19 protein-coding genes and 3 pseudogenes are annotated in these 21,634 nt (G+C 48.1%); 6 read left to right on the top strand and 16 right to left on the bottom strand.

Going from position 1 to position 21,634, the window contains the following annotated elements; translation table 11 throughout:
• Nucleotides 1–4 precede the first annotated feature (4 nt).
• A pseudogene (locus tag HGKM_RS09255) lies at nucleotides 5–313 on the bottom strand (hypothetical protein); the annotation flags it as partial.
• Nucleotides 314–345: 32 nt separating this feature from the next.
• The gene (locus HGKM_RS02530) at nucleotides 346–693 is read right to left on the bottom strand and encodes a hypothetical protein (RefSeq protein WP_019133767.1); all 348 of its coding nucleotides are present in this window, start codon (nucleotides 691–693) and stop codon (nucleotides 346–348) included.
• A 116-nt stretch (nucleotides 694–809) separates the two neighbouring features.
• Here HGKM_RS02530 and HGKM_RS09220 point away from each other — a divergent pair.
• Nucleotides 810–908: pseudogene (locus HGKM_RS09220) on the top strand (IS481 family transposase); the annotation flags it as partial.
• A gap of 115 nt (nucleotides 909–1,023) precedes the next feature.
• Complete coding sequence (locus tag HGKM_RS09005) at nucleotides 1,024–1,251, top strand: TrkA C-terminal domain-containing protein (RefSeq protein WP_019133766.1); 228 nt, start codon at nucleotides 1,024–1,026, stop codon at nucleotides 1,249–1,251.
• A gap of 464 nt (nucleotides 1,252–1,715) precedes the next feature.
• Here the strand turns inward: HGKM_RS09005 and HGKM_RS09150 are convergent, their stop codons facing one another.
• From HGKM_RS09150 to HGKM_RS02475, 9 genes and pseudogenes are all read right to left on the bottom strand, one after another.
• The gene (locus tag HGKM_RS09150; protein ID WP_019133764.1) at nucleotides 1,716–4,346 is read right to left on the bottom strand and encodes an InlB B-repeat-containing protein; all 2,631 of its coding nucleotides are present in this window, start codon (nucleotides 4,344–4,346) and stop codon (nucleotides 1,716–1,718) included.
• A gap of 20 nt (nucleotides 4,347–4,366) precedes the next feature.
• A complete protein-coding gene (locus HGKM_RS02515; RefSeq protein WP_019133763.1) occupies nucleotides 4,367–5,755 on the bottom strand; it encodes an MBOAT family O-acyltransferase in 1,389 nt (462 codons plus the stop codon).
• 3 nt (nucleotides 5,756–5,758) lie between these two features.
• Nucleotides 5,759–6,955, bottom strand: a complete 1,197-nt coding sequence (locus HGKM_RS02510; protein WP_154645906.1) for a hypothetical protein — start codon at nucleotides 6,953–6,955, stop codon at nucleotides 5,759–5,761.
• A gap of 186 nt (nucleotides 6,956–7,141) precedes the next feature.
• A complete protein-coding gene (locus HGKM_RS02505) occupies nucleotides 7,142–7,645 on the bottom strand; it encodes a helix-turn-helix domain-containing protein (RefSeq protein WP_019133761.1) in 504 nt (167 codons plus the stop codon).
• 143 nt (nucleotides 7,646–7,788) lie between these two features.
• Nucleotides 7,789–8,229 (bottom strand): hypothetical protein, encoded by a 441-nt coding sequence (locus tag HGKM_RS08190; protein WP_019133760.1) that lies wholly within the window; start codon nucleotides 8,227–8,229, stop codon nucleotides 7,789–7,791.
• Nucleotides 8,230–8,682: 453 nt separating this feature from the next.
• The gene (locus HGKM_RS02490) at nucleotides 8,683–8,955 is read right to left on the bottom strand and encodes a GNAT family N-acetyltransferase (protein ID WP_019133758.1); all 273 of its coding nucleotides are present in this window, start codon (nucleotides 8,953–8,955) and stop codon (nucleotides 8,683–8,685) included.
• A 15-nt stretch (nucleotides 8,956–8,970) separates the two neighbouring features.
• A complete protein-coding gene (gene hcp, locus HGKM_RS02485) occupies nucleotides 8,971–10,608 on the bottom strand; it encodes a hydroxylamine reductase (protein ID WP_019133757.1) in 1,638 nt (545 codons plus the stop codon).
• A 13-nt stretch (nucleotides 10,609–10,621) separates the two neighbouring features.
• Entirely contained in the window at nucleotides 10,622–10,807 is a 186-nt protein-coding gene (locus tag HGKM_RS02480; protein WP_034579368.1) for a ferredoxin, read from the bottom strand.
• 21 nt (nucleotides 10,808–10,828) lie between these two features.
• Nucleotides 10,829–11,167: pseudogene (locus HGKM_RS02475) on the bottom strand (cupin domain-containing protein); the annotation flags it as partial.
• A gap of 82 nt (nucleotides 11,168–11,249) precedes the next feature.
• Between HGKM_RS02475 and HGKM_RS02470 the strand changes: the two are divergent.
• On the top strand, nucleotides 11,250–11,915 hold the full coding sequence (locus HGKM_RS02470; protein ID WP_019133754.1) for a Crp/Fnr family transcriptional regulator: 666 nt from the start codon (nucleotides 11,250–11,252) through the stop codon (nucleotides 11,913–11,915).
• Nucleotides 11,915–12,283, top strand: coding sequence for a DUF488 domain-containing protein (locus HGKM_RS02465; protein WP_019133753.1), 369 nt, complete (start codon nucleotides 11,915–11,917; stop codon nucleotides 12,281–12,283). The genes HGKM_RS02470 and HGKM_RS02465 overlap by 1 nt, the downstream gene beginning before the upstream one ends.
• Nucleotides 12,284–12,358: 75 nt before the next feature.
• On the opposite strand, the gene HGKM_RS02460 is transcribed toward HGKM_RS02465, so the two are convergent.
• The 3 genes from HGKM_RS02460 to HGKM_RS02450 form a co-directional block, all read right to left on the bottom strand.
• Nucleotides 12,359–13,534 carry a DUF438 domain-containing protein gene (locus HGKM_RS02460; RefSeq protein WP_019133752.1) on the bottom strand — a complete coding sequence of 392 codons (1,176 nt, stop codon included), beginning with the start codon at nucleotides 13,532–13,534 and terminating at the stop codon, nucleotides 12,359–12,361.
• Nucleotides 13,535–14,019: 485 nt separating this feature from the next.
• Nucleotides 14,020–14,292, bottom strand: coding sequence for a type II toxin-antitoxin system RelB/DinJ family antitoxin (locus tag HGKM_RS02455; RefSeq protein WP_034579360.1), 273 nt, complete (start codon nucleotides 14,290–14,292; stop codon nucleotides 14,020–14,022).
• An 86-nt stretch (nucleotides 14,293–14,378) separates the two neighbouring features.
• Nucleotides 14,379–15,191, bottom strand: coding sequence for a hypothetical protein (locus HGKM_RS02450; RefSeq protein ID WP_154645905.1), 813 nt, complete (start codon nucleotides 15,189–15,191; stop codon nucleotides 14,379–14,381).
• Nucleotides 15,192–15,399: 208 nt separating this feature from the next.
• On the opposite strand from HGKM_RS02450, the gene HGKM_RS08800 reads away from it, so the two are divergent.
• On the top strand, nucleotides 15,400–15,723 hold the full coding sequence (locus HGKM_RS08800) for a hypothetical protein (protein WP_172634679.1): 324 nt from the start codon (nucleotides 15,400–15,402) through the stop codon (nucleotides 15,721–15,723).
• 78 nt (nucleotides 15,724–15,801) lie between these two features.
• Here the strand turns inward: HGKM_RS08800 and HGKM_RS02445 are convergent, their stop codons facing one another.
• Both HGKM_RS02445 and HGKM_RS02440 read right to left on the bottom strand, forming a co-directional pair.
• Nucleotides 15,802–19,209: an SHIRT domain-containing protein gene (locus HGKM_RS02445; protein ID WP_019133749.1), complete on the bottom strand. Its 3,408-nt coding sequence runs from the start codon at nucleotides 19,207–19,209 to the stop codon at nucleotides 15,802–15,804.
• A gap of 55 nt (nucleotides 19,210–19,264) precedes the next feature.
• Nucleotides 19,265–20,524 (bottom strand): ATP-binding protein, encoded by a 1,260-nt coding sequence (locus HGKM_RS02440; protein WP_019133748.1) that lies wholly within the window; start codon nucleotides 20,522–20,524, stop codon nucleotides 19,265–19,267.
• Nucleotides 20,525–20,837: 313 nt separating this feature from the next.
• On the opposite strand from HGKM_RS02440, the gene HGKM_RS02435 reads away from it, so the two are divergent.
• Nucleotides 20,838–21,605, top strand: coding sequence for a TatD family hydrolase (locus HGKM_RS02435; protein ID WP_019133747.1), 768 nt, complete (start codon nucleotides 20,838–20,840; stop codon nucleotides 21,603–21,605).
• Nucleotides 21,606–21,634: the final 29 nt, after the last annotated feature.

Genomic DNA, 21,634 nt, shown 5'->3' with positions numbered 1-21,634 from the left:
TCTTATTATTTTCTGCCGTTAGTGTTGATCTCCCTGACCAACCAAGGAAAGTATAGCCCTCTCTAACGGGATCACTGGGTCGATAAACCGATTGGGTAGGTGCAATATGAATGCGGTAGTATTCCCCTTTATTACAACCAAGATCACATCCATGATGATGTGTTCCATTGGGATCTGTCCAAGTTCCCCCATTCGGCCGATATTCAGCAAAATTAAAAAATGTGGACTGCCAGCCGGATAGGCTAAGATTCTCTTTAAGCTCAAAGCCTTCCAGGCGGTATGTTAAAAAAGCGGTATCACCTGAACCCGTCACAGCAATCGTAAAATCTGACTTCTTTCCACTCGCTAATCGTCCATTATTCTCAAGGAGTTTCCTGCTCCAGTTGCAGTAATCGTCTGTCCCGATTCGACAACAATTTTCCCAGCGAGAAACCAGGAATTCGGAACTTTGATCTCCTGATCAGGGGATATTGTCATCTTGTTATCTGGGTTATTCCCATCATAAATCCAAAACGTTGAAGAAGTTGATACGTTTGGAGCACTGTATTTAAAAGTATGATATCCCTCTTTTACGGCTTCCTCATAAGCCTGATCTCCTTCAGCGCCTTTCGCCGAAGTCTCTGTCACATTCATTTGAATTGAAAAACTAAAGATAAATAGAAGAAATAGTAAGTTTCTTATTGTCTTCTTCATAGATAACCTCTCCTTCACCTATTTATGGGCTCTCATTAACCCTAGTAAAAAAGTCTCCTTTAACACTAACAAGAGCCAGAAAACTTGTCAACTCTATTCAGACAAGCTATCTTCTACAAATGAAGCACTATCTCTACAAATCCAACCGACTACCTATGCAGACGCTACAATGGCTAACGCCTATGGAAAAAAGAGCCCAATTACTGGCGGGCTAGCCGGCCGTCATCTCCCTGGGCACCCGGGTAGCCCTGGCCTATGCCCTCTCCGCCAACATCTTCTCATAGCTTTTTTCGAGAATTCGATTATGATCGGATGAAGAAGGAGAGCATCATGGACGAAAGGCGAAAACTCAAATTTATCCTCTATGCATTTCTGCTTTTGATGGCTATCGTTATCGTGGGTTATGTACTGTCCACTGTGGTGGCCATGTTTGTTGAAGGAAAAATCCTCTTCAATCCTCCCGTCGATTATCCCTTCCAACTTGGCGATGTTCTCATCGTCCTGGGACGGGAGGACCAGGTCAATAAGCTGAGGAACATAGGTGACGATAGGCAATAGGACCCTCGATCCTCTCTCCGCATGCGGACACCTGGATGGCGGATCCGTTTCCCCAGCTGTTATAGGGTTGGGGATGCTCAGCTTTCGACCATGAGGAAAATCCATCGCCAAAATAGTGATGGTTTGGCTGTTTTCGCCGAATCACCACTATCATTTCTCTGCCATAGTAGTGGTGGTTCGATGTTTTCGGCAAATCAACACTATCGATAGCCGGCTTTTTCTTTGCCAAAGTAGTGGTGGTTTGGCATTTTTGCCAAATCAACACTACCTTCTGCCGGCTTTTTCCCTCGCAAAAGTAGTGGTGGTTCGGCTTTTTTGGCGAAACAACACTATCTTCAACACAAAAAATAGTGTTGATTTGGCGATTTCCCCCAAACCAACACTATTTTCCCACCACTCCAATGGAAAAAAGCCGCCGGAAGGCATAAGCTTCCAGCGGCTTTGACTATTCTAGACTATCCTCATTATCGATCAGCTCTTCTTTTTCTCAAAAAGGCCATTGCTCCACCGGCTACAAGAATAGAAGGAGCATAGAAGGATAAGATGGCAGCATCTCCTGTTTTCGGTGCTCCTTTTCCTGGTTTTGTTTTCGGCTTATCTGTCTTTCCTCCCGATGGCTTTTCAGGGGAGGGGGTTGACTCCCCAGGCGTCTTATCCTGAGGATTGGGTTTCTGAGGTGTCGGCTTACCCGGATTCGGCTTATCAGGCGTCGGCTTCTCCGGCGTTGGATTATCTGGTGTCGGTTTATCCGGAGTTGGCTTATCCGGCGTCGGTGTCCCCGGAGTCGGAGTTTCCGGGATCTTCTCATAAATGGCATAGAGGGTAATATCGCCTTCAATCACGGTATCCTTGGTAAACTTGGTCCCCTTCCCGTCTTTTTGGGTATTCCACTCAACGAATTGATAGCCTTTTCTTATCGGATCTTCCGGAAAATCTTCCCCTAACTTGCTCTTCTCCAGAACTAGATAGGCCGCATGGATGGGATCCTCCGTATCATAGTTTAAATTGAAGATCACCTCGTTAAAGACAATGAGGTTGACATCATCATTGTTCAAGGGATGGTCATATTTCGTACCCGGATGGGAGGTTGATTGGTACAAAAGCTTATCAAACTCATCCTTCGTGCTCGGCGGAGTGAAGGTCTGGAAAGCCTTGTTATTCTTAAAAACGGTTGTGGCATCTGTATTGATATTTAGGTAATAGTCCTTGGGCGTCGGGGGCTGGACCAGCGGACCTGTCGACCCGTCATCATATTCCGGATTATAAGCATGGAGGTTGCTATAGATGGCACCGCCATGGCCCAACTCGCCGGTAGCCTGGTTTCCGTCAAACACCGTATGATTGACCACTTTCACCAAGCCATGGGTTTCATCAATAGAAATCGCGCCCCCGGACTTATCGGCCTTATTTTCTTTAAATGAACAGTTGTTGACAGTAACGACACCATCTTTCGCAAGTTCCGTATTCACATAAATCGCCCCGCCATGGCCATTGTTCTCATGCTTGCCATCCGGCAAAATGGGGGGCTCCGATTTGACCGCCTCATTGCCCGCGAAAGAAGTCTTTTGAATGGTCATTGGCCGGCTTGTCCAAATTCCCCCACCGTAATGGGCTGTATTCCCCTCAAAGTGGGCATTTTGAAGATTCAGCCTTCCACCTTGTGACAAGCAAACTCCACCACCGGATAGTGCCTCATTTTTGTTCAGCTTGACCCCATCAATGGTGACGATCTCTCCATCCGGTAAGCTGGAGTATATGCCGCCTCCATAATTTGCAATGTTCTCACGAATAATAACGCCAGCAATTTTTGTTTTTGGAGATCCAAGTCGTATCCCGCCCCCAAAATTCGCCTTATTTTTTTCAATCGTTCCGGAAATCAGATCACAGGCCGGCGTTGTCCCCCAAGGATACACGCCTCCTCCGGTATAGGCCTCATTACCGGAGACCAGCCCTGATCCCTCCATAATAAAATGGCTGTTAAAAGCTGCTGTTACGCCACCACCATATTTCCCTTTATTATTCGATACCTGACCACCCGAAAGTTTGACGATGGAATTCTTGAATAAATAAATTCCTCCTCCGGCATAGCTGGCAGTATTTCCGCTGACTTCACCACCCTTGATTTCCAGATTCGCATTTTTCCCTGTGGCAATGCCTCCGCCATCATAGGCCGAGTTTCCATAGATTTTTCCACCCTTGACTTGTCCCTTCCCTTGAAGGAGGATTCCTCCACCAAAACCGGATTCAGGAGAAACCTGATTGCCGTAAATCTCTCCCTCATTAATGGTCAAGGTCCGCTTCCCAATGTAGGCAATGCCTCCGCCGGCTTGGCCGGCCTCGTTGTTTCTGATGATCCCCCCGTTAATGGTCACATCACCATAACCCTGGCAATAAATGCCACCACCAATCTTTGTCTGGTCACCTTCCTGGATCTTGCCGTTTTCTAAAATGGCCCCATCATTAATGGTCAGCTGTGCCGGTAGACTTTCCGTGGATTCTACCCAAATCAGGCGTGCTTGATGATTCCCATCGATGATAATATTTTCAACAGTGAGATGAGCCCCATTGACGACACCAAGCATCATGTCATGATCTTGAACATTAGCTGTAATCGTCTTTGGGTTTTCTGGGTTCTTACTCCTAAGGGTAACCTCGCCATAAGGAAAACCAAACTGACTATATTCCGTTAATTCGATATCTTTGTTGACTTGGACAACAAAATTGAACTTTGACCCATCTTTTGTATCCTTGTACATCTGATCAATGGCTTGATTGATGGTGTCGTATTCGCCAACAGCTTTCCCATCTTTAATCAGCGTGATGGCTTTTTCATCCTCTCTAGCGAGCGAATGCGTTGGAAAGCCTGTCAAGGCAAAGAGAAAGACCAAAACCATTGCCATCAATACGATACTTCGTTTTTTTCTAATAAAATTCCTCATGATGTCACCTCCCGGTATGTTTTCGTTCACATCAATCTGTACTCTAATAAATATATTATAACATGAATGAAACCGTCTAATCGAGGCCCCCTCCTGCCCTACCTCATTAGTGGTAGTTTGCCGTTTTCGCCGAATCAGCACTATCGGCAGCACCACCCCCAAGACCCCTACAGCCATTAAAAGCGGAAATAGATAAAGGGGTTGAAGCTTGCACTCACAGAAAAGAGGATGCAGATTGCAAAAAGAGCCAGGCAGAGAGTATTACGGACGACCTCGGCCCGCCAACTGTCGCCGAGCCGGATGTCCTGACTGATAGGGGTAGAGAAGATGAGGGCAGGGACCATCCAGAGGAGGGGCGGGACAATGCTAACGTCTGCCGCCAGGGACCGGACCAGGGGAACGTGGGTGAAGTTGAACATCCGGACCAGGGCAAAACGCATCTGGGCGAAGTCGGTCAGGTTGAACATGACCCAGCCTACGCAGACGACGATCATGCAGAGGAGCCAGCGGACGGGCTTGGGGAGGCGTTCCAGGTACTTGCCCAGCCAAAGTTTCTCGACCAGGAGGATGAGGCCATAGGAGAGGCCCCAGGCCAGGAAGTTCCAGTCTGCCCCATGCCATAGGCCCGTCAGTCCCCAGACAATGAGGATGTTCCGGATCCACTTTCCTCGGGAGACCCGGTTCCCGCCCAGGGGGATATAGACATAGTCGCGGAACCAGGTGGACAGGGAAATGTGCCAACGCCGCCAAAACTCGGTGACCGAGAGGGAGATATAGGGGTAGTTGAAATTCTCCAGGAAGTGGAAGCCGAACATCCGGCCCAGGCCAATGGCCATGTCGCTGTAACCGGAGAAGTCGAAGTAGATCTGGAGGGTATAGGCAATGGCGGCCAGCCAATACATGAGCGAGCCATAGTAATTGGGGTCGCCGGCGTAAACAATGGTCGCCACCTGGGCCACCTGGTTGGCCAGGAGGAGCTTTTTAGCCAGGCCCATGACAAATCGCCGAAAGCCGGTGGCCAGGTCATCCATGGTCACGCTTCGGGAGCGAATTTCTTTTTCCACCGTCTCATAGCGGACGATGGGGCCGGCGATGAGTTGGGGGAAGAAACTCACATACATCAGAAGATAGAAGAAATTCCGCTGGAGGCCGATCCTCCCCCGGTAGAGGTCGATGACATAGGAGAGGACCTGGAAGGAGTAGAAACTGATCCCGATCGGAAGGGCGAGATTGGGGTCTTCCAAGCCCAGAAAGGACAGGGTCCGGCAAAGGAAGTTGAGGTATTTAAAGACGAAGAGGTTGCCGATAATGACGAAAATGGCCACCACCAGGACCGCCTTCTTGGCCCCGGGCCGCCCCTCGAAATGGACCATGGCAAAGCCGCTGAGGTAGGCGACCAGGGTAACCAGGGCCATGAGGACCACCATCTTGGGTTCGCCCCAAGCGTAGAAAAGGAGGGAGGCCATGAGGAGGAGGGCGTTTTGCAGGGGCTTGGACCGGACGAAGACGCAGAGGCCGGCCAAGGGGAGGAAGAAAAAGAGGAAGGTTTGACTGCTAAATACCATAGCTTAGTCCTCCAAAAGAAAATCATCGACTGAAAAGTAGTTCATACAACCAACCCAGAGGACCTTGGTGATCCGGTGTTCATCCAGGTAGTCCGCCAGGCGGAAGGGCTTCCCCATGTCCTTCTCATAGCTTCGGAGGTCGACACTATAGACCCGGTCAAAGTGGCTGGCCATGAGCTTAAGGATGGCGTTGTCGTAGGATTCGCCGACCATGAGGAGGTTACCTCGTCCGGTCGTCCCGCTGTCGAAGATGATCTCGCCATCATCCTGGCCATAGATCTCTCCATAGCTGAATGATGTGACCTTTCCCTCCGCTGCGGCCGTCTGCTGGCCATAATCTTCCACCGACTGTCCGCAGATTTGGATGGCCATGGACGGAAAGGAAAAGCGGTAGATGTCCATGGGCTCGAAAAACTGGCCTTGGGCGCCAAGAGACCGGGACTTGGACCCGGCAAAGTGGTCCGTTAAAGAGACCCTCCCCTCCGGCTCCACCAGGTCGGTGAAGCCGAACATGGATGCGGCCTCGCGGTAGCCCCGGTAGGATCCTTGGTAGGACCAGTGGTGGTCGGTCTGGTAGAAATCCCGCTCGAAAGTTTCCAGGTCATCCACGGCGAATTTCTTCATCCGGTCCTTGGGGAGGTTCACGCGGGAAGCCAGGTATTCATAGGCCCCGGTCTTTTCCCCACTATCGAAGAAATTGTCAGAGTCCCGCTCAATATAATAGAGATAGAAGGAAACATCCGGGTGGGCGGCGATGAGCCGGTTACAATTTTCCACACGGCGGTCAAGAGCCTCGGTCACGCTCTCCAGCATGGTCGGTGGATAGGCAAGGTACTTCCCGCCATAAACAAAAAATTTCCCATACCGGACGGGGATATCCGGATGCCGGGAGGAAATCCGCATCATGGCCTCATATCGAATCTGGTTTTCTATATCGTTATAGGTCTTTTTCATTGTCTGGGCTAAGAGAACCTGGTCGCTGAGTGCTGCCTCCACCGAATCCTGAAAGGTCCCATCCAACCAGGAAGCCAATGTCGGAGCGGCGACCCGATTGGCCGGACGGTTTTCATAAAGATTGATATCCTTGGGCTTGACCAAGGTCCTTGCTAGGCCTGCCAGGAGGACCAATTGGGCCAGGCAAAGCATGAGTCCATTGCAGATATTTCGGATACGTTTGTTTTTCTCAGCGGATTTCACCAATCATTCCTCCCCCATCTAAAATTGAAAAGAGTATCGAAATAATCATGCCCTCCACAGGCCGGATTGTCAAGAATGACCATGAGGCGATTTCCTTGCCTTGATTATTCCGCCTCATTCGTGGTGGTTAAGCGTTTTTCGACGAACCAACACTATCTGGGGGCAAAATCAATAGTGGTGAAGCGAGGATCATTTTCTCGTCCGAATGATCCCAATAACCGCAAGGATCATAGCGATAGGGGCAATGCGGGCAAAAGCCCATTCAAAGGAATGATAAGCAGTCCCAAGAACCGCACTTTCCGGATTACCATAGTCCCAATTTAGGTATGGACTATTAAGGAAGAGTAAGACCAGGAAAATGACCGGGATCATCAGAGCCAAAATAATAAAGAGACCATGAATTCTCTTTCTCTTTTTTTCCTTCTCCTCAGAGAGCATAAAATTGATCACTTCTAATTTTTTAGCAAGGATATCCAGGTCATCTACCTCTGCTTTTATCATATTTTCCCCCAGCAAGCTGCTAACCGGTGTTTCAAGTGCTTTGGATATGGCAATCAACATTTCCGAATCCGGCACAGAAAGCCCCTGTTCCCATTTCGAAATCGTCTGTCGCACCACATACACTTTGCCGGCAAGTTCCTCCTGAGAAAGTCCCTTTTCTTTTCGTATTCTTTTGATATTCTCACTTAGCATAGCTGAATCCTCCTTTTGTGGGTAGGATACCGCCATTGTCCCCATTGCCACAAGCAATGAAAACTAACATCAGGATGGATTGGGCTCATGAGGCTTGTTTACACAATCTACGGATTCGAATACGCATCGGTTACCGCCAAAAATCATTTCATCGAATCCTTATCTTCCAACTTCACCAGCTGGTAAAAATCGTCAAAGTTGAGCGGATGGTCGTTGGAGCCACCTTTTTCCACCGCTTTATGACCATTGGAAAAACAGATCTCCAAGCTCCAGGAGTATCCATCCAAAACATTCCAATTGTCGTAGCGCTCCTCCCACTCGCCAATATGTAAGGAAGTAAGGGCCTCTAAAAAAACTTTTTTCTTGCCGGGGAACTTCTGAGTAAATGGCTTTGCACCATTCTGATTGAAACAAGAATAATCGACATCCAGGAAGAGATCTTCCCCTTTGAACGTAATCTTCCTCGTCTCATACCCAACAAACCATTCACCATAAGTAAATTTAATTTCTTTAATGAAGGGAATACTCTCCTCAAAAGATTGGATCCCTTTTTTCCGCCCGTTTGGCCCAGGATTCGTCATCATCTAGCCTCCTTTCGCTTTTTATACCAACCGACTCCCCTTGATTCTCTAATGTTATCAAATGAAAACCAGGATTTGTCGCAACCGTAGTGGTGGTTTGCCATTTTTTGGCAAATCAACACTACGATTTTGAAGGCCCAATAGTGTTGGTTTGGACTTTTTCGTCGAATCAACACTACCATGAGCCACCCTTCTCCCCGCCTCAATAGTGGTGGTTTGGGCTCTTTCGGTAAATCAACACTACCATGAGCCACCCTTCTCCATGCCACAGTAGTGGTGGTTTGGACTTTTTCGTCGAATCAACACTACCATTAACCATAAAAAATAGTGTTGGTCTGGCCTTTTTCGCCAAACCAACACTATTTTCTCCCCGCTAGAGTAGTGGTGGTCTACCATATTTCCCCAAACCAACACTATTCCGAGGCCAAAACACTAGTAGCCGTCTCCTCAATTTCCCTAAACCACCACGTCCGCATAGTCCGGATGCGTGGAAAACCACTTGATAGCATAGGAGCAGGATAGCTCCGCTTTCATCCCCTCATTGCGAAGCCGGTCGGCCAGCTCCTGGGTGATTTTCCCCGCAATGCCTTGACCGCCATAAGAAGGATCCACCTCCGTATGAAGGATGTTGACGACACCTGGTCGGATCACCGAGTGGTCAATCCGTGCAATCTCCCTGCCTGACTCATCTTCCAGCCAGGTTTTTTCATCGTTATTCTTAAAAATCATGATAGATGCTCCTTTTTAGCCGATCAAGATCTCCAGATCCTCATCGACCGTCTTTATTCCTGCTATCCCGAAATTCTCTACCAGGACCTTGGCTACATTGGGAGATAAGAAGGCGGGAAGTGTGGGTCCCAGATGAATATTCTTTACCCCTAGGGAAAGGAGGGCTAAGAGTACGATCACGGCCTTCTGTTCATACCATGCAATATTGAAGGCCAGCGGCAGGTCATTGATATCCTCAAGTTCAAAGATCTCCTTCAACTTGAGAGCAATCAAGGCCAGTGAATAAGAATCGTTGCACTGCCCCGCATCCAAAACCCTTGGAATGCCGTCGATATCACCCAGGTTCAACTTATTATATCTATACTTTGCACAACCGGCGGTAAGAATAACCACATCCTGGGGAAGGGCCTTAGCAAACTCCGTATAATAGTCACGGCCTTTCTGTCTCCCGTCGCAACCCGCCATGACAACAAACTTGCGAATGGCTCCTGCCTTCACGGCATTGACAATGGGTTCCGCCAGAGCAAACACCTGGTTATGGGCGAATCCACCGGTAATTGTTCCGGTCTCGATCTCGGTTGGGGCCGGACAAGCTTTTGCTTGTTCAATGATCGCAGAAAAATCTTTTTCTTGCCCATATTCTCCCGGGATATGTTGGCATCCCGGATATCCCGCTGATCCTGTCGTCCACAGGCGGTCTTTATAGCTCTCCTTTGGCGGTACGATGCAGTTGGTGGTCATCAGAATAGGGCCATTGAAGCTTTCAAATTCATCCTTCTGTTTCCACCATGCATTGCCATAGTTGCCGGCAAAGTGAGGATATTTCTTGAATGCCGGATAGTATTGGGCCGGCAGCATCTCGGAGTGCGTATAGACATCTACCCCGCTACCCTCCGTCTGTTCCAAAAGCATCTCCAGATCGCGAAGATCATGTCCGGAAATCAAAATAGCGGGATTCTTTCGGACCCCGAGATCAACACTTGTGATCTCCGGGTTGCCATAAGTTTCGGTATTGGCTTTATCCAAGAGGGCCATACCCTCCACACCGAATTTCCCTGTTTCAAGTGTCAAAGCAACAAGTTCATCGACTGAAAGAGAATCATCCTGAACTTTGGTCAAGGCCTCCTGGATAAAGGCATCAACCTCTTCATTATCATGAATGAGTGTATTCGCATGTTTGGAGTAGGCAGCCAACCCCTTCAATCCATAAGTGATGAGCTCCCGAAGGCTACGAACATCCTCATCCTTCGTCGAAAGGACACCCACTGTTCCTGCTTTTCCTTCAAACTCTCCTTCACTGCCATTCCAAAGCGCCGCCTCAGTCAATCCTTCCTTGTGGTCAAGCCGGGCAAGCTGGTCTTCCTTCACTTTCAGCGTTTTCTTAATCGCTCCAATAATTGCCTCACGGTCAAAATTTGCATTCGTGATCGTCATAAAGAGATTCATTGTGACAAGGTGATTCACTTCTTTTGGGATTTTCTTCCCCTCTTTACGAAGACCTGTTGTTACTGCTGAAAGTCCTTTTGTCACATAGACCAGAAGATCCTGCATTGCTGCCACTTCCGGCTTCTTCCCGCAAACTCCTGAAATCGTACATCCTTTGCATCCTGCTGTTTCCTGACACTGGAAACAAAACATCTTATTATCTGCCATAGCCTGTCCCTCCTTATGCTTCCTCGATCACTCCAACCGGACATCCGTCCATCGCTTCTGCCGCTGCTTCTTCGAAACCAGCAGGGACATCACTTTCGATCGCCTTAGCCACACCTTCATCTGTCATAAAAAAAACTTCCGGGCAGGTTCCCTCACAGAGTCCACATCCGATGCATCCTTCATTGACTCTATACTTCATTGTCATCGACCTCTCATTCTTTTACTCTAATGTAAGAAGAAGTGCCATCTTAAACTGTTTTGTCGCTTTTACTGAGTGACGATCGGCTTTTGCAAAGTGGAAATTCTCGCCCGCCTTGATCGTATGGTCTTGTCCCTCATAGCTAATCACGGCCTCACCTTCCAAAGCGAAGACAATGGCATCGCCTGGAGCGGCGTGTTCCGGAAGTTCCGATCCTGCATCAAAGGCCATAAGAATCAATTTCACCCTATCATCGTTCACCACATTCATCTTGGCGATCTGGCCTTCTGCATAAGAAACAAGACCTGCCAATTTGAAAACTTCACCTGCTTTGATTACATTGTTCATCCTACCCTCCTTCGACTTCTTTTGATTTCCTACCTCGATCATACTATAATTATTGCAACTAGTATGTTGTCATGGCAACGTATCGGAGGTTTTTATGAATACTTCTTTCTTATCAAACACTCTCCTCTTCCGGGGGATCACCGAAGACGAGATCTCCGTCTTGCTCACCTGCTTAGATGCACAGGAACGCACCTTCCAAAAAAATGAAGTCATCTTCCGGGCCGGCTCATCAATCAGCGAGATCGGCCTTATAGAATCCGGCAGCGTCAATATCGTGGTGAATTTTTATTGGGGGAACAGCAATATTTTTGGCCATATCACCAGCGGAGAGATCTTTGGAGAAAACTATGCGGCGATCCCCGGCAAAGACCTCATCTGCGATGTCATTGCCAGCGAGGAGACTCGGGTGCTTTTTCTTAATATGCAAAAACTCCTGACCCCATGCCAGCGGGCATGCGCCTTCCACACCCGGCTCATTAAAAATATGCTCCGGATTTCCGCCCAAAAAAACCTCAACCTTTCTACCCGGATGATGCATACCGCTCCTTACTCCCTGCGGGAGAGGCTCCTGTCCTACTTGTCCGAACAAGCGCTGGAAGCCGGAAGCTCCCATTTCACCATCCCCTACAATCGCCAGCAACTGGCCGACTACCTCGCCGTCAATCGGAGTTCGATGTCCAAGGAACTCTCCAAAATGCAGGAAGACGGATTGATCACCTACCGTAAGAATGAATTTACTTTAAAGGGAGGCTATGCATAATGAATAAAATATCGTGCAAGCGCATCTATGAGGCATACGAAGAAACAGACGGTTTTCGTATTCTTGTGGATCGACTATGGCCGCGAGGCGTCAAAAAGGAAAAGGCTAACATTGATTTGTGGGCTAAGGAGATTGCTCCATCTAACGAACTCCGAAAATGGTTTTCTCATATTCCCGAAAAATATGCTGCATTTCATGAACGCTACAGAAAAGAATTAGCTGACAACCCGGCTTCGGAGGAATTTAAAGATCTATGCCTACAAAAGATACAAGACAATGCAATAACTCTTCTTTATTCGGCAAAAAATGAGCAGTGTAATCACGCTCTTGTTCTCAAAGAATGGTTAATGGAACAAATGCGTGGATAAAAGAAATAGGAGGGTCATCCCAATCATAGCAGATAGCCCTCCCCATTCTCTACAATTCTATCGCATTGAACAGGCTTATCCCTCGTTTCCAAGAAAATGATCCTTGGCAAATTCCATATCCTGGACCAGCTCGACCGTCCCTAAATACTTGCCGTCCCTATCCCGGACGGCCATATATTTAACCAGCATGGTGCGTCCGCCCTTCTCCATCCAAACAGACACTTCGTCGCGGCCTTTATTCCTGAAGTCCTCGATGATCTTCCGCACCATCGGCTCAATCTTCGGCGGATGGCAGGAGAAGACATTGCGGTCAATCGCCATAGTGGGACGTTTGAACACCTTTGGCCCCTCATTGAAGAAGCGGTTGATGTTGTCCGCATCGACAAAGGAAATCTCCAGAGGGATTGTGTTCAGAAGGGCCGTCAGCTGGGTGACCGTCAGGTGACCACCCGGCATGACGATTTCCCCCTCTCCACCGGTCGACACGGGGGGTTCTACATTTTCAGCATCCTGCCAGACCTCCTGTCCCACGCCAAAGCAGACCTCATAACCCTTGGAATCTCGATAAATCCCAACCCATTCCTCTTTTGTAAAATTGGCGGCGCAGATGGGAAAGAGAATATTCTGTTCTTTATCAACCATCTCCTCGACACGGGTCAATACCGCATCCATGCGGTCCTTCCATGTCTCATCATGGTCCCCCTCAGCAGAAAGACGCCCCAATTCATCTCTGATCTCATCATCCACCGTCCACATCACATCGGACGGCCCGGATATGCCATACTTCACCTTCAGCAAGGGATAGAGAAGGTCTCCTTTCTTGGCATAATGGGACGAAAGCTGACGAATCTCAGGGAGGAGATCCTCCCTGCCTTCCTTATATTCTGCAAGCAGCTTGGATAGCGCCCTATTTTCCTTGGTCAGTGTATACAAGGGATGGCCAATCACCATCTCCAATACATCAGCATTGACCTTCCGATCTTCTGTCGTGGCCCCATGGAAAAGTGCCGCATGAACATCGCAAAGCTTCTGGACCTCGGTAAGCGGCGTTCCCTCCTCCAGCAACTCCTGCTCCGCCTGCATAATCTCAGCCGCTTCCACCTCCCCGAACTCACGGGCAAAATCCGCCCGGACCGTCTCCAACGCTTCCCCTTGGCCAAGCCTCTTCAAATAGCCCTTGAGCTGGTCCGTCCGACTGTTGGTCGAATTGTCGCCTGCCTTTTCTTTATTAAAATCAAATTTCTTTGTCATCGTAATCACTCCTTTCCTTGTTTGTATTTAGCTTAGCCCCATCTCAAGGCAAAGTCTGTTGTTATGGCAACACACTTGTGCAAATTGCAATTTTTTCTGCCGCCGCAATAGTGTTGGTTTGGGCTATTTGGAGAAACTAACACTATGTTTTTGGCGGCTCAATAGTGGTGGTTTGGCGTTTTTGGGCAAACCAACACTACTATGAGCCACCTTAACCCTCGCCACGGTAGTGGTGGTTTCGCCTTTTTCGCCAAATCAACACTACCATCGGGCATAAAAAATAGTGTTGATCTGGCCTTTTTCACCAAACCAACACTATTTTTCTCACGCCAGAGTAATGGTGGTTTGGCCTATTTCCCCAAACCACCACTATAACTACCGGAAAGAAACGAAACAGCCTCAGCAAAGAGACTTAGGATATCAGAATTTTTTAGCATTTTCAGAATTTATACCTCTTAAACACCTTGCATAACTTACTTCATATTTCATAAATCAAGATCTGCCTTGAGGTCATCTACGTTGCGATACCCCTTGACACGAGTGTCAGAAGCAATTCTCCTGCCCTCCTCAATAGCAGAAGCCGTTACCTCATTGGGCACATCTAGTTTTAGTGAGAAAGGTATTCCCTGTTCACGAATGCTTGTCCTTAAAAATAAGTTAATCGCCGTTGTCATATTCAACCCAAGTGCAGAAAAAACAGCATCCGCTTGTTCTTTCACTTCCTTATCGGTTCTAATATTTAAATTTGTAGTAGCCATGCGTATCACCTCCATTGAATATATTATATGTATAAATTCGTCTATTGTAAATACATCGTCATTACTCTGTGATGATGCACTCCCCCTCACTCCGGCCATTTCAACCGCTCTTCAACGGTTTGGCGGATTAGGTCAAAATCGATATACACCTCGTTGGATTCAAAGGAAACCAACAAGCGCTCGCCCAGGCGATAGCCCGATCTTCCGTAAAGCTTCATTTTCTCAAGAGCCCGATTCATATAGTCCACATCATCCATCAAGCCAAAATGCTCCCAATAGACTTCCTCCAAGGTCCTGGAATCCAGGAAGGTGAAATCCGGATAGAGGATGCGGCCATCCCGGAGCCGCAATGGACACTCATATTTATACGGCACCCTGGCATCATGAAAAAAATCCGCCAATATCTTCTCCGATTTGGACCGGACGCTTTCCCCAAGCTTCGTCATAATGGCACGAGAACTTTTGGGCATGGGGTTAGGTGAGTAGGCCTCATCCATCCATTGGGCTAAGCGGTCTTTTTTCGTCATCATCACCGGCTGAATGAGCTCCTTTCGCACATCCGGTAAGTCATCGTAGAGCTTGTCGAGGTCCTCCTCATCAATTCTCCGGCTCAGCTCCTCCATCAAAGGAAGACAGCGATTGATGGAAGATTGGATTTTTCCATAATAGGCCTTTTGCGCCAGCTTCTTTGCCAGGCCTTGCTGATCTTTTCGAAGATATTTCCGCACAGTCTTTCCCTGGTCCCGGTCATAAACACAATAATAATAACGCCTAGCCGCCCCCCTTTGCCGAGTCTCCAGCCAGCCCTCCATGGTCATTACCGGCTCTTCCTCAATGAAACTTTTCACCGCCCGAAATTTCTTCGCCCTTTTCCTCAGCTCATTCTCCAGCTCCGTCATATCCTCTCCCTTCCCCATCAATTCGTCCAACGCTACTTATGTATAGAGTATAAAAGAATGAGGCCGCCTACGCCGTCCCGGGTTGTCTCCATTTTCCATCCCTCCGTCCCAATCTGAGGTTTTCAGGGGACCGCCACTCTAGTTTTGCCGCCTCATGGGTGGTAGTTTGGCCTTTTTCGGCGAACCACCACTATGATTTCGCCGCCTCATGGGTGGTGATTTGCTCTTTTTCGGCGAACCACCACTATCGTTTTGCCGCCCCATGGGTGGTAGTTTGGCCTTTTCCGGCGAACCAACACTCCCAAAAGCCGCCAATCTCCCCGTCTCAGGGGTGGTAGTTTGCTCTTTTTTTGGCAAACCAACACTATGGTTTTGCCGCCTCATGGGTGGTGATTTGGGCTTTTTCGGCAAACCAACACTATCCTTGGTCGCAAAAAGGAGTAGCGGTTTGGCCTTTTTTGATAAACCACCACTATTCGTAGGCAATAAAATAGGGGTAATTTCCTATTCTTCTCAAAAAAACAACCGCTAAGAAAAAACTCTTTGGCGGTTGTTTCCTATTCTATAGAAGCCGGCTGGGATCTAGGCTTTCACTGTATCCAGAATTCGCTTAGTCTTCCTTTTTCCGGCGACCTGAGTGATGAACGGTCCCTACTAATCCTCCACTGGCCAGCAAGAGGGCAGATACCTGGAGGGCAAGCTCGTTGCCCATGGCACCCATATTGGGATTCTTATTCGTCTTGCCCTTTTTGACGTCCTTTGGTGGATTCACCTTCGGCGTCTCATCTTCCTTGCCCGGCTCTGGCTTTGGTACCGGCTTGGGTTCAGGCTTTGGATCCGGCTGGGGTACTGGTTTCGGCTCGGGCTTTGGTTCCGGTTTCGGCTCCGGCTTTGGTTCCGGTTTCGGCTCCGGCTTTGGTTCCGGTTTCGGCTCCGGCTTTGGTTCCGGTTTCGGCTCTGGCTTAGGCTCCGGTTGAGGTTCTGGCTCCGGCTGGGGATCCGGCTTCGGGTCCGGCTGGGGATCGGGATCTGGTTGTGGATCCGGGTTTTTGGTAAACGTCCATGTGCCGATAAAGGTCACATCCGCTCCATTTATAGTTTTTGTTTTCTCGTCCCAACCCACAAAGGTCCAGGTCCCGTTATTCGCTTCGTCTTTATATTCCTTGTTCTCGAAATCAGATGGTTTGACCTCTTCCCCGTTGACTTTGCCCTCCTGGTTGGCCGGCGTCCACTCACGAATAGCTTCAGGCAAGTCCAACGTAATCCCCTCTGCTACTTTGAATTCATGAACCACCTTATATCGTAAAATCTTATTCGTCACCGCGTAGGTCACTAGGGATCCATCAGCATTCGCTTCCGGGTCCGAAATTGTTGCGGTATAGCCCTCTGGAATGGCAGGCTCATCGACCACATACTGGATTGGAGTTTTCCCATCCTCTTGAAATTTGTCCAGACCGTCATAGCTTTTTTCAAGGTCTGTTCTCGTTGCGGTAAAGCTTTCGTTCGTCCCCACAGGAGAAGTCAGCGTGATGGCAGCTTCATCTGACTTCTTATTCTCATCTACCCCCTCATCATCCCAGACTTTCTTCAAGACAATTTCCAGGGGCTTCCAACCCGCATAGACATGCAGCTCATTGGGCGAAACAATGTCCTTTATTCTAGCTTGCGTCTCTACAAAATAAGCATCTGCAAAGTTCACCTTAAGGTCAGAAACATTGTTCTTCTTTGTGTTCCGGAAATCTGCGGCCTCATCATCCATCGGCGGCTGCTTAGGCGTATGGTTATACCAACCATCAAAAATCCATTTAGAATGTGGCTTTTCTTTCAGTTCCTGGAGATAATCTACTTTGACGTTGTCCACCGATACCTTGGGCTCTCCGTCACCGGAGCCATAGAAGGTATAATGCTGTTCTTTCTCCGTCTTTTTGTCATCAAATTTGGCCTTCTTCTCATCATAGTTGGCATGATAGGTCATCTTAGCTCGCTGGCCCAAAACCACCGTATTCTTTTCCGGGTTAAAAACAAAATCCCATTTTCCAATCGAGCTGTGGTCACCGGCATCCGCAATATCTTGGCTAGTATCCTTTGACACATAATGAATCTTCTGGGCATCTCCGGGAGTCACCTCATAGTCATCGGTTCCAGCAGCTACCGTATAGCCGATATACCGCTCCTGGGTCTCGCTATACCGATCAAGAATACTCTTAGGATCCTTATAGGTTTTCGCCTTCTCACTAACAGAAACATTAAGCTGGTTCGTCAAGGCACCCGTTAAGAGGATCTTGGATTGGCCATCCAAAACCCGGATATCCTTGCCATCAAATTTTGCCTCCGGAGTGATGATGACATCCTTGTCCGCGTAGATATTGATGCCGCCCATTTCCTCCTTAGTGAGAACATGTCCATCTCCTGTAGACCCATCGCCTTTTGAATTGCCACTGAAATTCGCATTATCAACCTTCAAATAGCCGTCATTATAGATCCCGCCGACCATTTGGTAAGCAGCATTTCCGGTTATCTGAACAGCGCCCTTATCGCTGCCGGTGATCGTAACGGAACCTTCATTAAAAATACCGCCGGCATTATTTGATGCGGTCTGTGAAGAGATTTTCCCGCCCTTAATCGTTACCGTGTTGCCTTCTCCCACGAACATCGCGCCGCCATGTGCAGTGCCTTGCCATACATACGCAGAGGTGTTTTCGATTGTGGTGTCTGTCATCGTTAAGGTTACGGCCGCCTTATGACCGGCAGCCTTGGCAACCGATATTCCGGCCCCGGCACCGTCTACCATAAAGTTTTTAATCGTTGTATTTTCAATTTTCGCAGTAACCGTCGAACCATCATAGAAACAGATGGCTCCACCGGTATTGGCAGTATGTCTGTTACCATTAAACCATGCGCCGGATCCCTCGAGTGTTGAGTTGGTTAGATTAAATTCACCATCTTTATCGACTTGAATTAAGCCGCCTGCTTCAACTACTCGAGTGCCCTCACCCGCTTTAAAAGTAGACCCGTTAATGGACAGAATAGATCCTTCCGATGTAATTGCGCCACCGGCGACGCCAAATCCCCAATCCCCTTGATTTGGCAATATTATAAAATCACAATTTCCGACAACGGCTTTGTGGCTTCCCTTGCAGTTCTCAAATTTGATTGCACCGCCGGTGTTAAAGGGTCCTTTAATTTGAAAAGTAGTACCGTAGATATATGCTGTTGACTGCGTTGCCTCAATCGCTCCGCCCTGTCTACCACCGGCATCCCCGGAGCCGTCCAGGTGGTTCCCTGTAAATTTCGTTGTATCCTTTTTCGTTGTCTTATCATTATTGATGGTCAGGGTTGAACCCGGATGTAACTTGATGGCTCCGCCCTCTCCGTTGGCACCAGTTTGCGCATCAACTCTTCCGGTATAGTTATCCTTGAACTCACCACCTTTGACCGTGATATTTGCCGAATAAGAAACAATGGCACCGCCATGTGGCGCGCCTGGGCTTGGCACAACCGCTTTCGTATGGTTCTTTTCAAAAATAGTATCTTCCAAATTTAGCGTCGTATGTGCCGCATAAATCGCCCCACCTTCGTAGCGTTGGGCGTTTTTTCCTTCTTTATCAATGGGTTTGAATTTTTCCGTCGTGGCATTTTTTAATGTGGAATTTTTAATCGTTACAGTGGCTTTTCCCGCATCAAAAATCCGGCCATTTCCCTGGCCATCAAAGATGATGTTGTCAAAAGTCACCTTGGCGCCATCCGCGATAGTAAACATATTTTCCACATCAGGACCTAAGGCAAGCGTCTGTCCTGTAGCATGAATCTCGCCCTCATAAGTTGCAGGGATCTCCAAGCCTTTAGTCACCGTAAAGCCTTGTGTCAAGGTAATGGGACTTTGCTTCCCTTCGATCGCTGCTTCCAAGTCCGCCATCGTAGCAACATTGGCGCCTGCCGCATGGACCGGGTTGGCCCAAATCAGGGCCAAAAACAGAAAAAAGGCCACGAGACCGGTAATCTTTTTATGCCGTATCATTTCTCTCCTCCAATGATTACTTTATCAAGCAATATTCATTTTTTACTAGTTTCATCTAGTTTCTTAAACATCCAATCGGTAGAACATATACGCCATCTTCCCTTCTGTATGCGTATCCCGTTCCGGTAATCACTGCTAAAAAGGATGGTTGGTTCATCGAATCCTGATCAATTCTATGAGCAAATCTCTTTAAGCTCTCCGCCCCTTCTTCAATTGCTTTATTTCCTAGCTTTACCTCGATTGCTCCCCACTGTCCGTTTTTAAAATGCAATACCGCACCAGCTTCCTGCCCACTATGGTCCCGATAATGATAGACTCGTCCATCAAGGCTTTCCGTGTAAACTCTTAAATCTCTAATGACTAAGGACTCAAATAAAAGCCCCATTGTCTGTAGGTCGTTTAATAAATCTTGTGGTTTAGCATCAAGAAAATAGGCAGCTATGGCAGGATCCACAAAATGCCTTGTTGCATTTGTTGAAATCACAGTCTTGGATCTTAATTTTGGACTCCAGGCTTGCAAATCTTCTATAACAAATATTTTTTGTAAAGCTTCCAGATATTTACCTACCGTCTTCCGATTTATTGAATCAAAGTTTTTCGTCACATCATGGGTTATCGTTTGAATCGTCGCTTGGGTGGAAATATGACGAGAGTAGGATCTGAGTACCTGGTAGACCTTCTCGCTATCACGCTGAACCCCATCTGATGTGGAAATTTCTGTGTTAATAATAGACTTGCAATACCCTGCCACTTGTCTTTGTTTGACACCTTGAGTTTTCTTCACTGATGCAGGCCAACCTCCACCAACAATGAAATTGGCAATATCTTCAATTGTATGGGGAGAGTGGCCGGCTATCTCTCGGCCTTTTAATAAATCAGAAACACCTACTTCTCCATTGGAATCACCGCTTTCAAAAAGACTCATGGTCCTCATCTTTAATCTTGAAATTCTTCCTGTACCGGAGTGGGCAATGAAAGATTCGTCGATGGTTGTTGAACCGGTAAGAATGTATAAACCCATTTCACCTCTTTGATCCACGCTAAACCGAACCGCATCCCAAAGTTGAGGTGCATCTTGCCATTCGTCAATTAATCTGGGATTATCGCCGACCAATAACAAGGAAGGTTTAATATCTGCAAGTCTTAAGTTCTGTTCTCTTTCATCAGGATTTTGTAAAAATAGTGTGCTGTTTGCTTGATTCAGGCCTGTTGTTGTTTTGCCGCACCATTTCGGTCCTGTGATGAGGACGCCACCAAAAGCTTCTAATTCATCCTTTAATAATCCATCCACGAGCCTAGGTAAATAATTCTTCATAGCTACCCTCCTGGCTAGATTATATAAGATAACTCTCACTTTTTAAACATTCTAACTCCCAACTTTTAATAATTTTAACTCCCATGTTTTTATTATTCCAACTCCCAACTTTTAATAATTTTAACTCCCAACTTTTTCTTTTCAGTGGTTTTTACAATGATAGCTCCAAAAGGGCTTTGGCAAGGAGAAAATATCACCCCCTTCCTATAAAATAAGAAGAGGTTTACGCATTCTAAAGACTAAATGGTTTATAAAAGCAGACGGTCTATGACAAATTTCTTCGCCGCCCCCAATCACACGAAAGGAAAATACCATGCTCATCAATGCACATGACCATATGGAGTCCTACGGAGACCAACTCCCCCGGGCCCTGAATATTATTGAAGAAAAGGAGATCCTGACCCTTGGGGTTTCTATGGACCCCGCCTCCTATGACCGGCTAAAGGACCTGGCCCGGGACCATGCCCTAATCAAGAAGGGCTTCGGGATCCACCCCTGGATGGTTCGCCCCGACACCAGCCTGGAGGGCTTGGAACCCTACTTGGACGACTGCGATTTCATCGGAGAGATCGGCCTGGACCGAGTTTGGGCGCCCCCGGAGAGCCGGCTTCCGGACCAGATCCGGATCCTCCGCTTTTTCTTGGATGAGGCAAAGAAAAGATCCCTGACCGTCAACCTCCACACCAAGGGATGTGAGAAGGAAGTCCTGGATGAGGTCCGGAGGGCAGACGTCCCTTCCCCCCTTATCCACTGGTACAGCGGACCCCTGGACTTGGTCCCCGCCTACCTGGACCTGGGGGCCTACTTCACCATCAGCTCGGACTTCATGGATTCTCAGCTGACCCGGGACCTGGTGGCCATGGTACCCATGGACCGGATCCTGACGGAAACGGATGGGCCCGGGTCCCTGGAGTGGGTTCGGGGGGAATATGGCTGGCCCGACTTGGTGGAGGACATCCTGGACTTCTTGGCCAAGGAGAAGGGAAAGGAGAGGGATGAGGTGGAGGCGATGGTGGAGGCCAACTTTTGGCGGTGTTTTCAAGGAAGTCAGCGAAACCATTCCCTTACCGAGACGAAGTGATCATAAATAAAGCCGAGCAGGAAGCTTGC

The sequence above is a fragment of the Kallipyga massiliensis ph2 genome, from assembly GCF_000311985.1.
GTDB classification, from domain to species: Bacteria; Bacillota; Clostridia; order Tissierellales; family Peptoniphilaceae; genus Kallipyga; species Kallipyga massiliensis.
The sequence above is the reverse complement of the archived record's forward strand: the minus strand, read 5'-3'. Positions and strand labels throughout refer to the sequence as shown.

Excerpts from the sequence above, each read along its gene's own strand:
- HGKM_RS02530 (WP_019133767.1), bottom strand. The coding sequence starts at position 693 with ATGAAGAAGACAATAAGAAACTTACTATTTCTTCTATTTATCTTTAGT.
- HGKM_RS09005 (WP_019133766.1), top strand. The coding sequence starts at position 1,024 with ATGGACGAAAGGCGAAAACTCAAATTTATCCTCTATGCATTTCTGCTT.
- HGKM_RS02515 (WP_019133763.1), bottom strand. The coding sequence starts at position 5,755 with ATGGTATTTAGCAGTCAAACCTTCCTCTTTTTCTTCCTCCCCTTGGCC.
- HGKM_RS02505 (WP_019133761.1), bottom strand. The coding sequence starts at position 7,645 with ATGCTAAGTGAGAATATCAAAAGAATACGAAAAGAAAAGGGACTTTCT.
- HGKM_RS08190 (WP_019133760.1), bottom strand. The coding sequence starts at position 8,229 with ATGATGACGAATCCTGGGCCAAACGGGCGGAAAAAAGGGATCCAATCT.
- HGKM_RS02490 (WP_019133758.1), bottom strand. The coding sequence starts at position 8,955 with ATGATTTTTAAGAATAACGATGAAAAAACCTGGCTGGAAGATGAGTCA.
- hcp (WP_019133757.1), bottom strand. The coding sequence starts at position 10,608 with ATGGCAGATAATAAGATGTTTTGTTTCCAGTGTCAGGAAACAGCAGGA.
- HGKM_RS02480 (WP_034579368.1), bottom strand. The coding sequence starts at position 10,807 with ATGAAGTATAGAGTCAATGAAGGATGCATCGGATGTGGACTCTGTGAG.
- HGKM_RS02470 (WP_019133754.1), top strand. The coding sequence starts at position 11,250 with ATGAATACTTCTTTCTTATCAAACACTCTCCTCTTCCGGGGGATCACC.
- HGKM_RS02465 (WP_019133753.1), top strand. The coding sequence starts at position 11,915 with ATGAATAAAATATCGTGCAAGCGCATCTATGAGGCATACGAAGAAACA.
- HGKM_RS02460 (WP_019133752.1), bottom strand. The coding sequence starts at position 13,534 with ATGACAAAGAAATTTGATTTTAATAAAGAAAAGGCAGGCGACAATTCG.
- HGKM_RS02455 (WP_034579360.1), bottom strand. The coding sequence starts at position 14,292 with ATGGCTACTACAAATTTAAATATTAGAACCGATAAGGAAGTGAAAGAA.
- HGKM_RS02450 (WP_154645905.1), bottom strand. The coding sequence starts at position 15,191 with ATGACGGAGCTGGAGAATGAGCTGAGGAAAAGGGCGAAGAAATTTCGG.
- HGKM_RS08800 (WP_172634679.1), top strand. The coding sequence starts at position 15,400 with ATGGGTGGTGATTTGCTCTTTTTCGGCGAACCACCACTATCGTTTTGC.
- HGKM_RS02445 (WP_019133749.1), bottom strand. The coding sequence starts at position 19,209 with ATGATACGGCATAAAAAGATTACCGGTCTCGTGGCCTTTTTTCTGTTT.
- HGKM_RS02440 (WP_019133748.1), bottom strand. The coding sequence starts at position 20,524 with ATGAAGAATTATTTACCTAGGCTCGTGGATGGATTATTAAAGGATGAA.
- HGKM_RS02435 (WP_019133747.1), top strand. The coding sequence starts at position 20,838 with ATGCTCATCAATGCACATGACCATATGGAGTCCTACGGAGACCAACTC.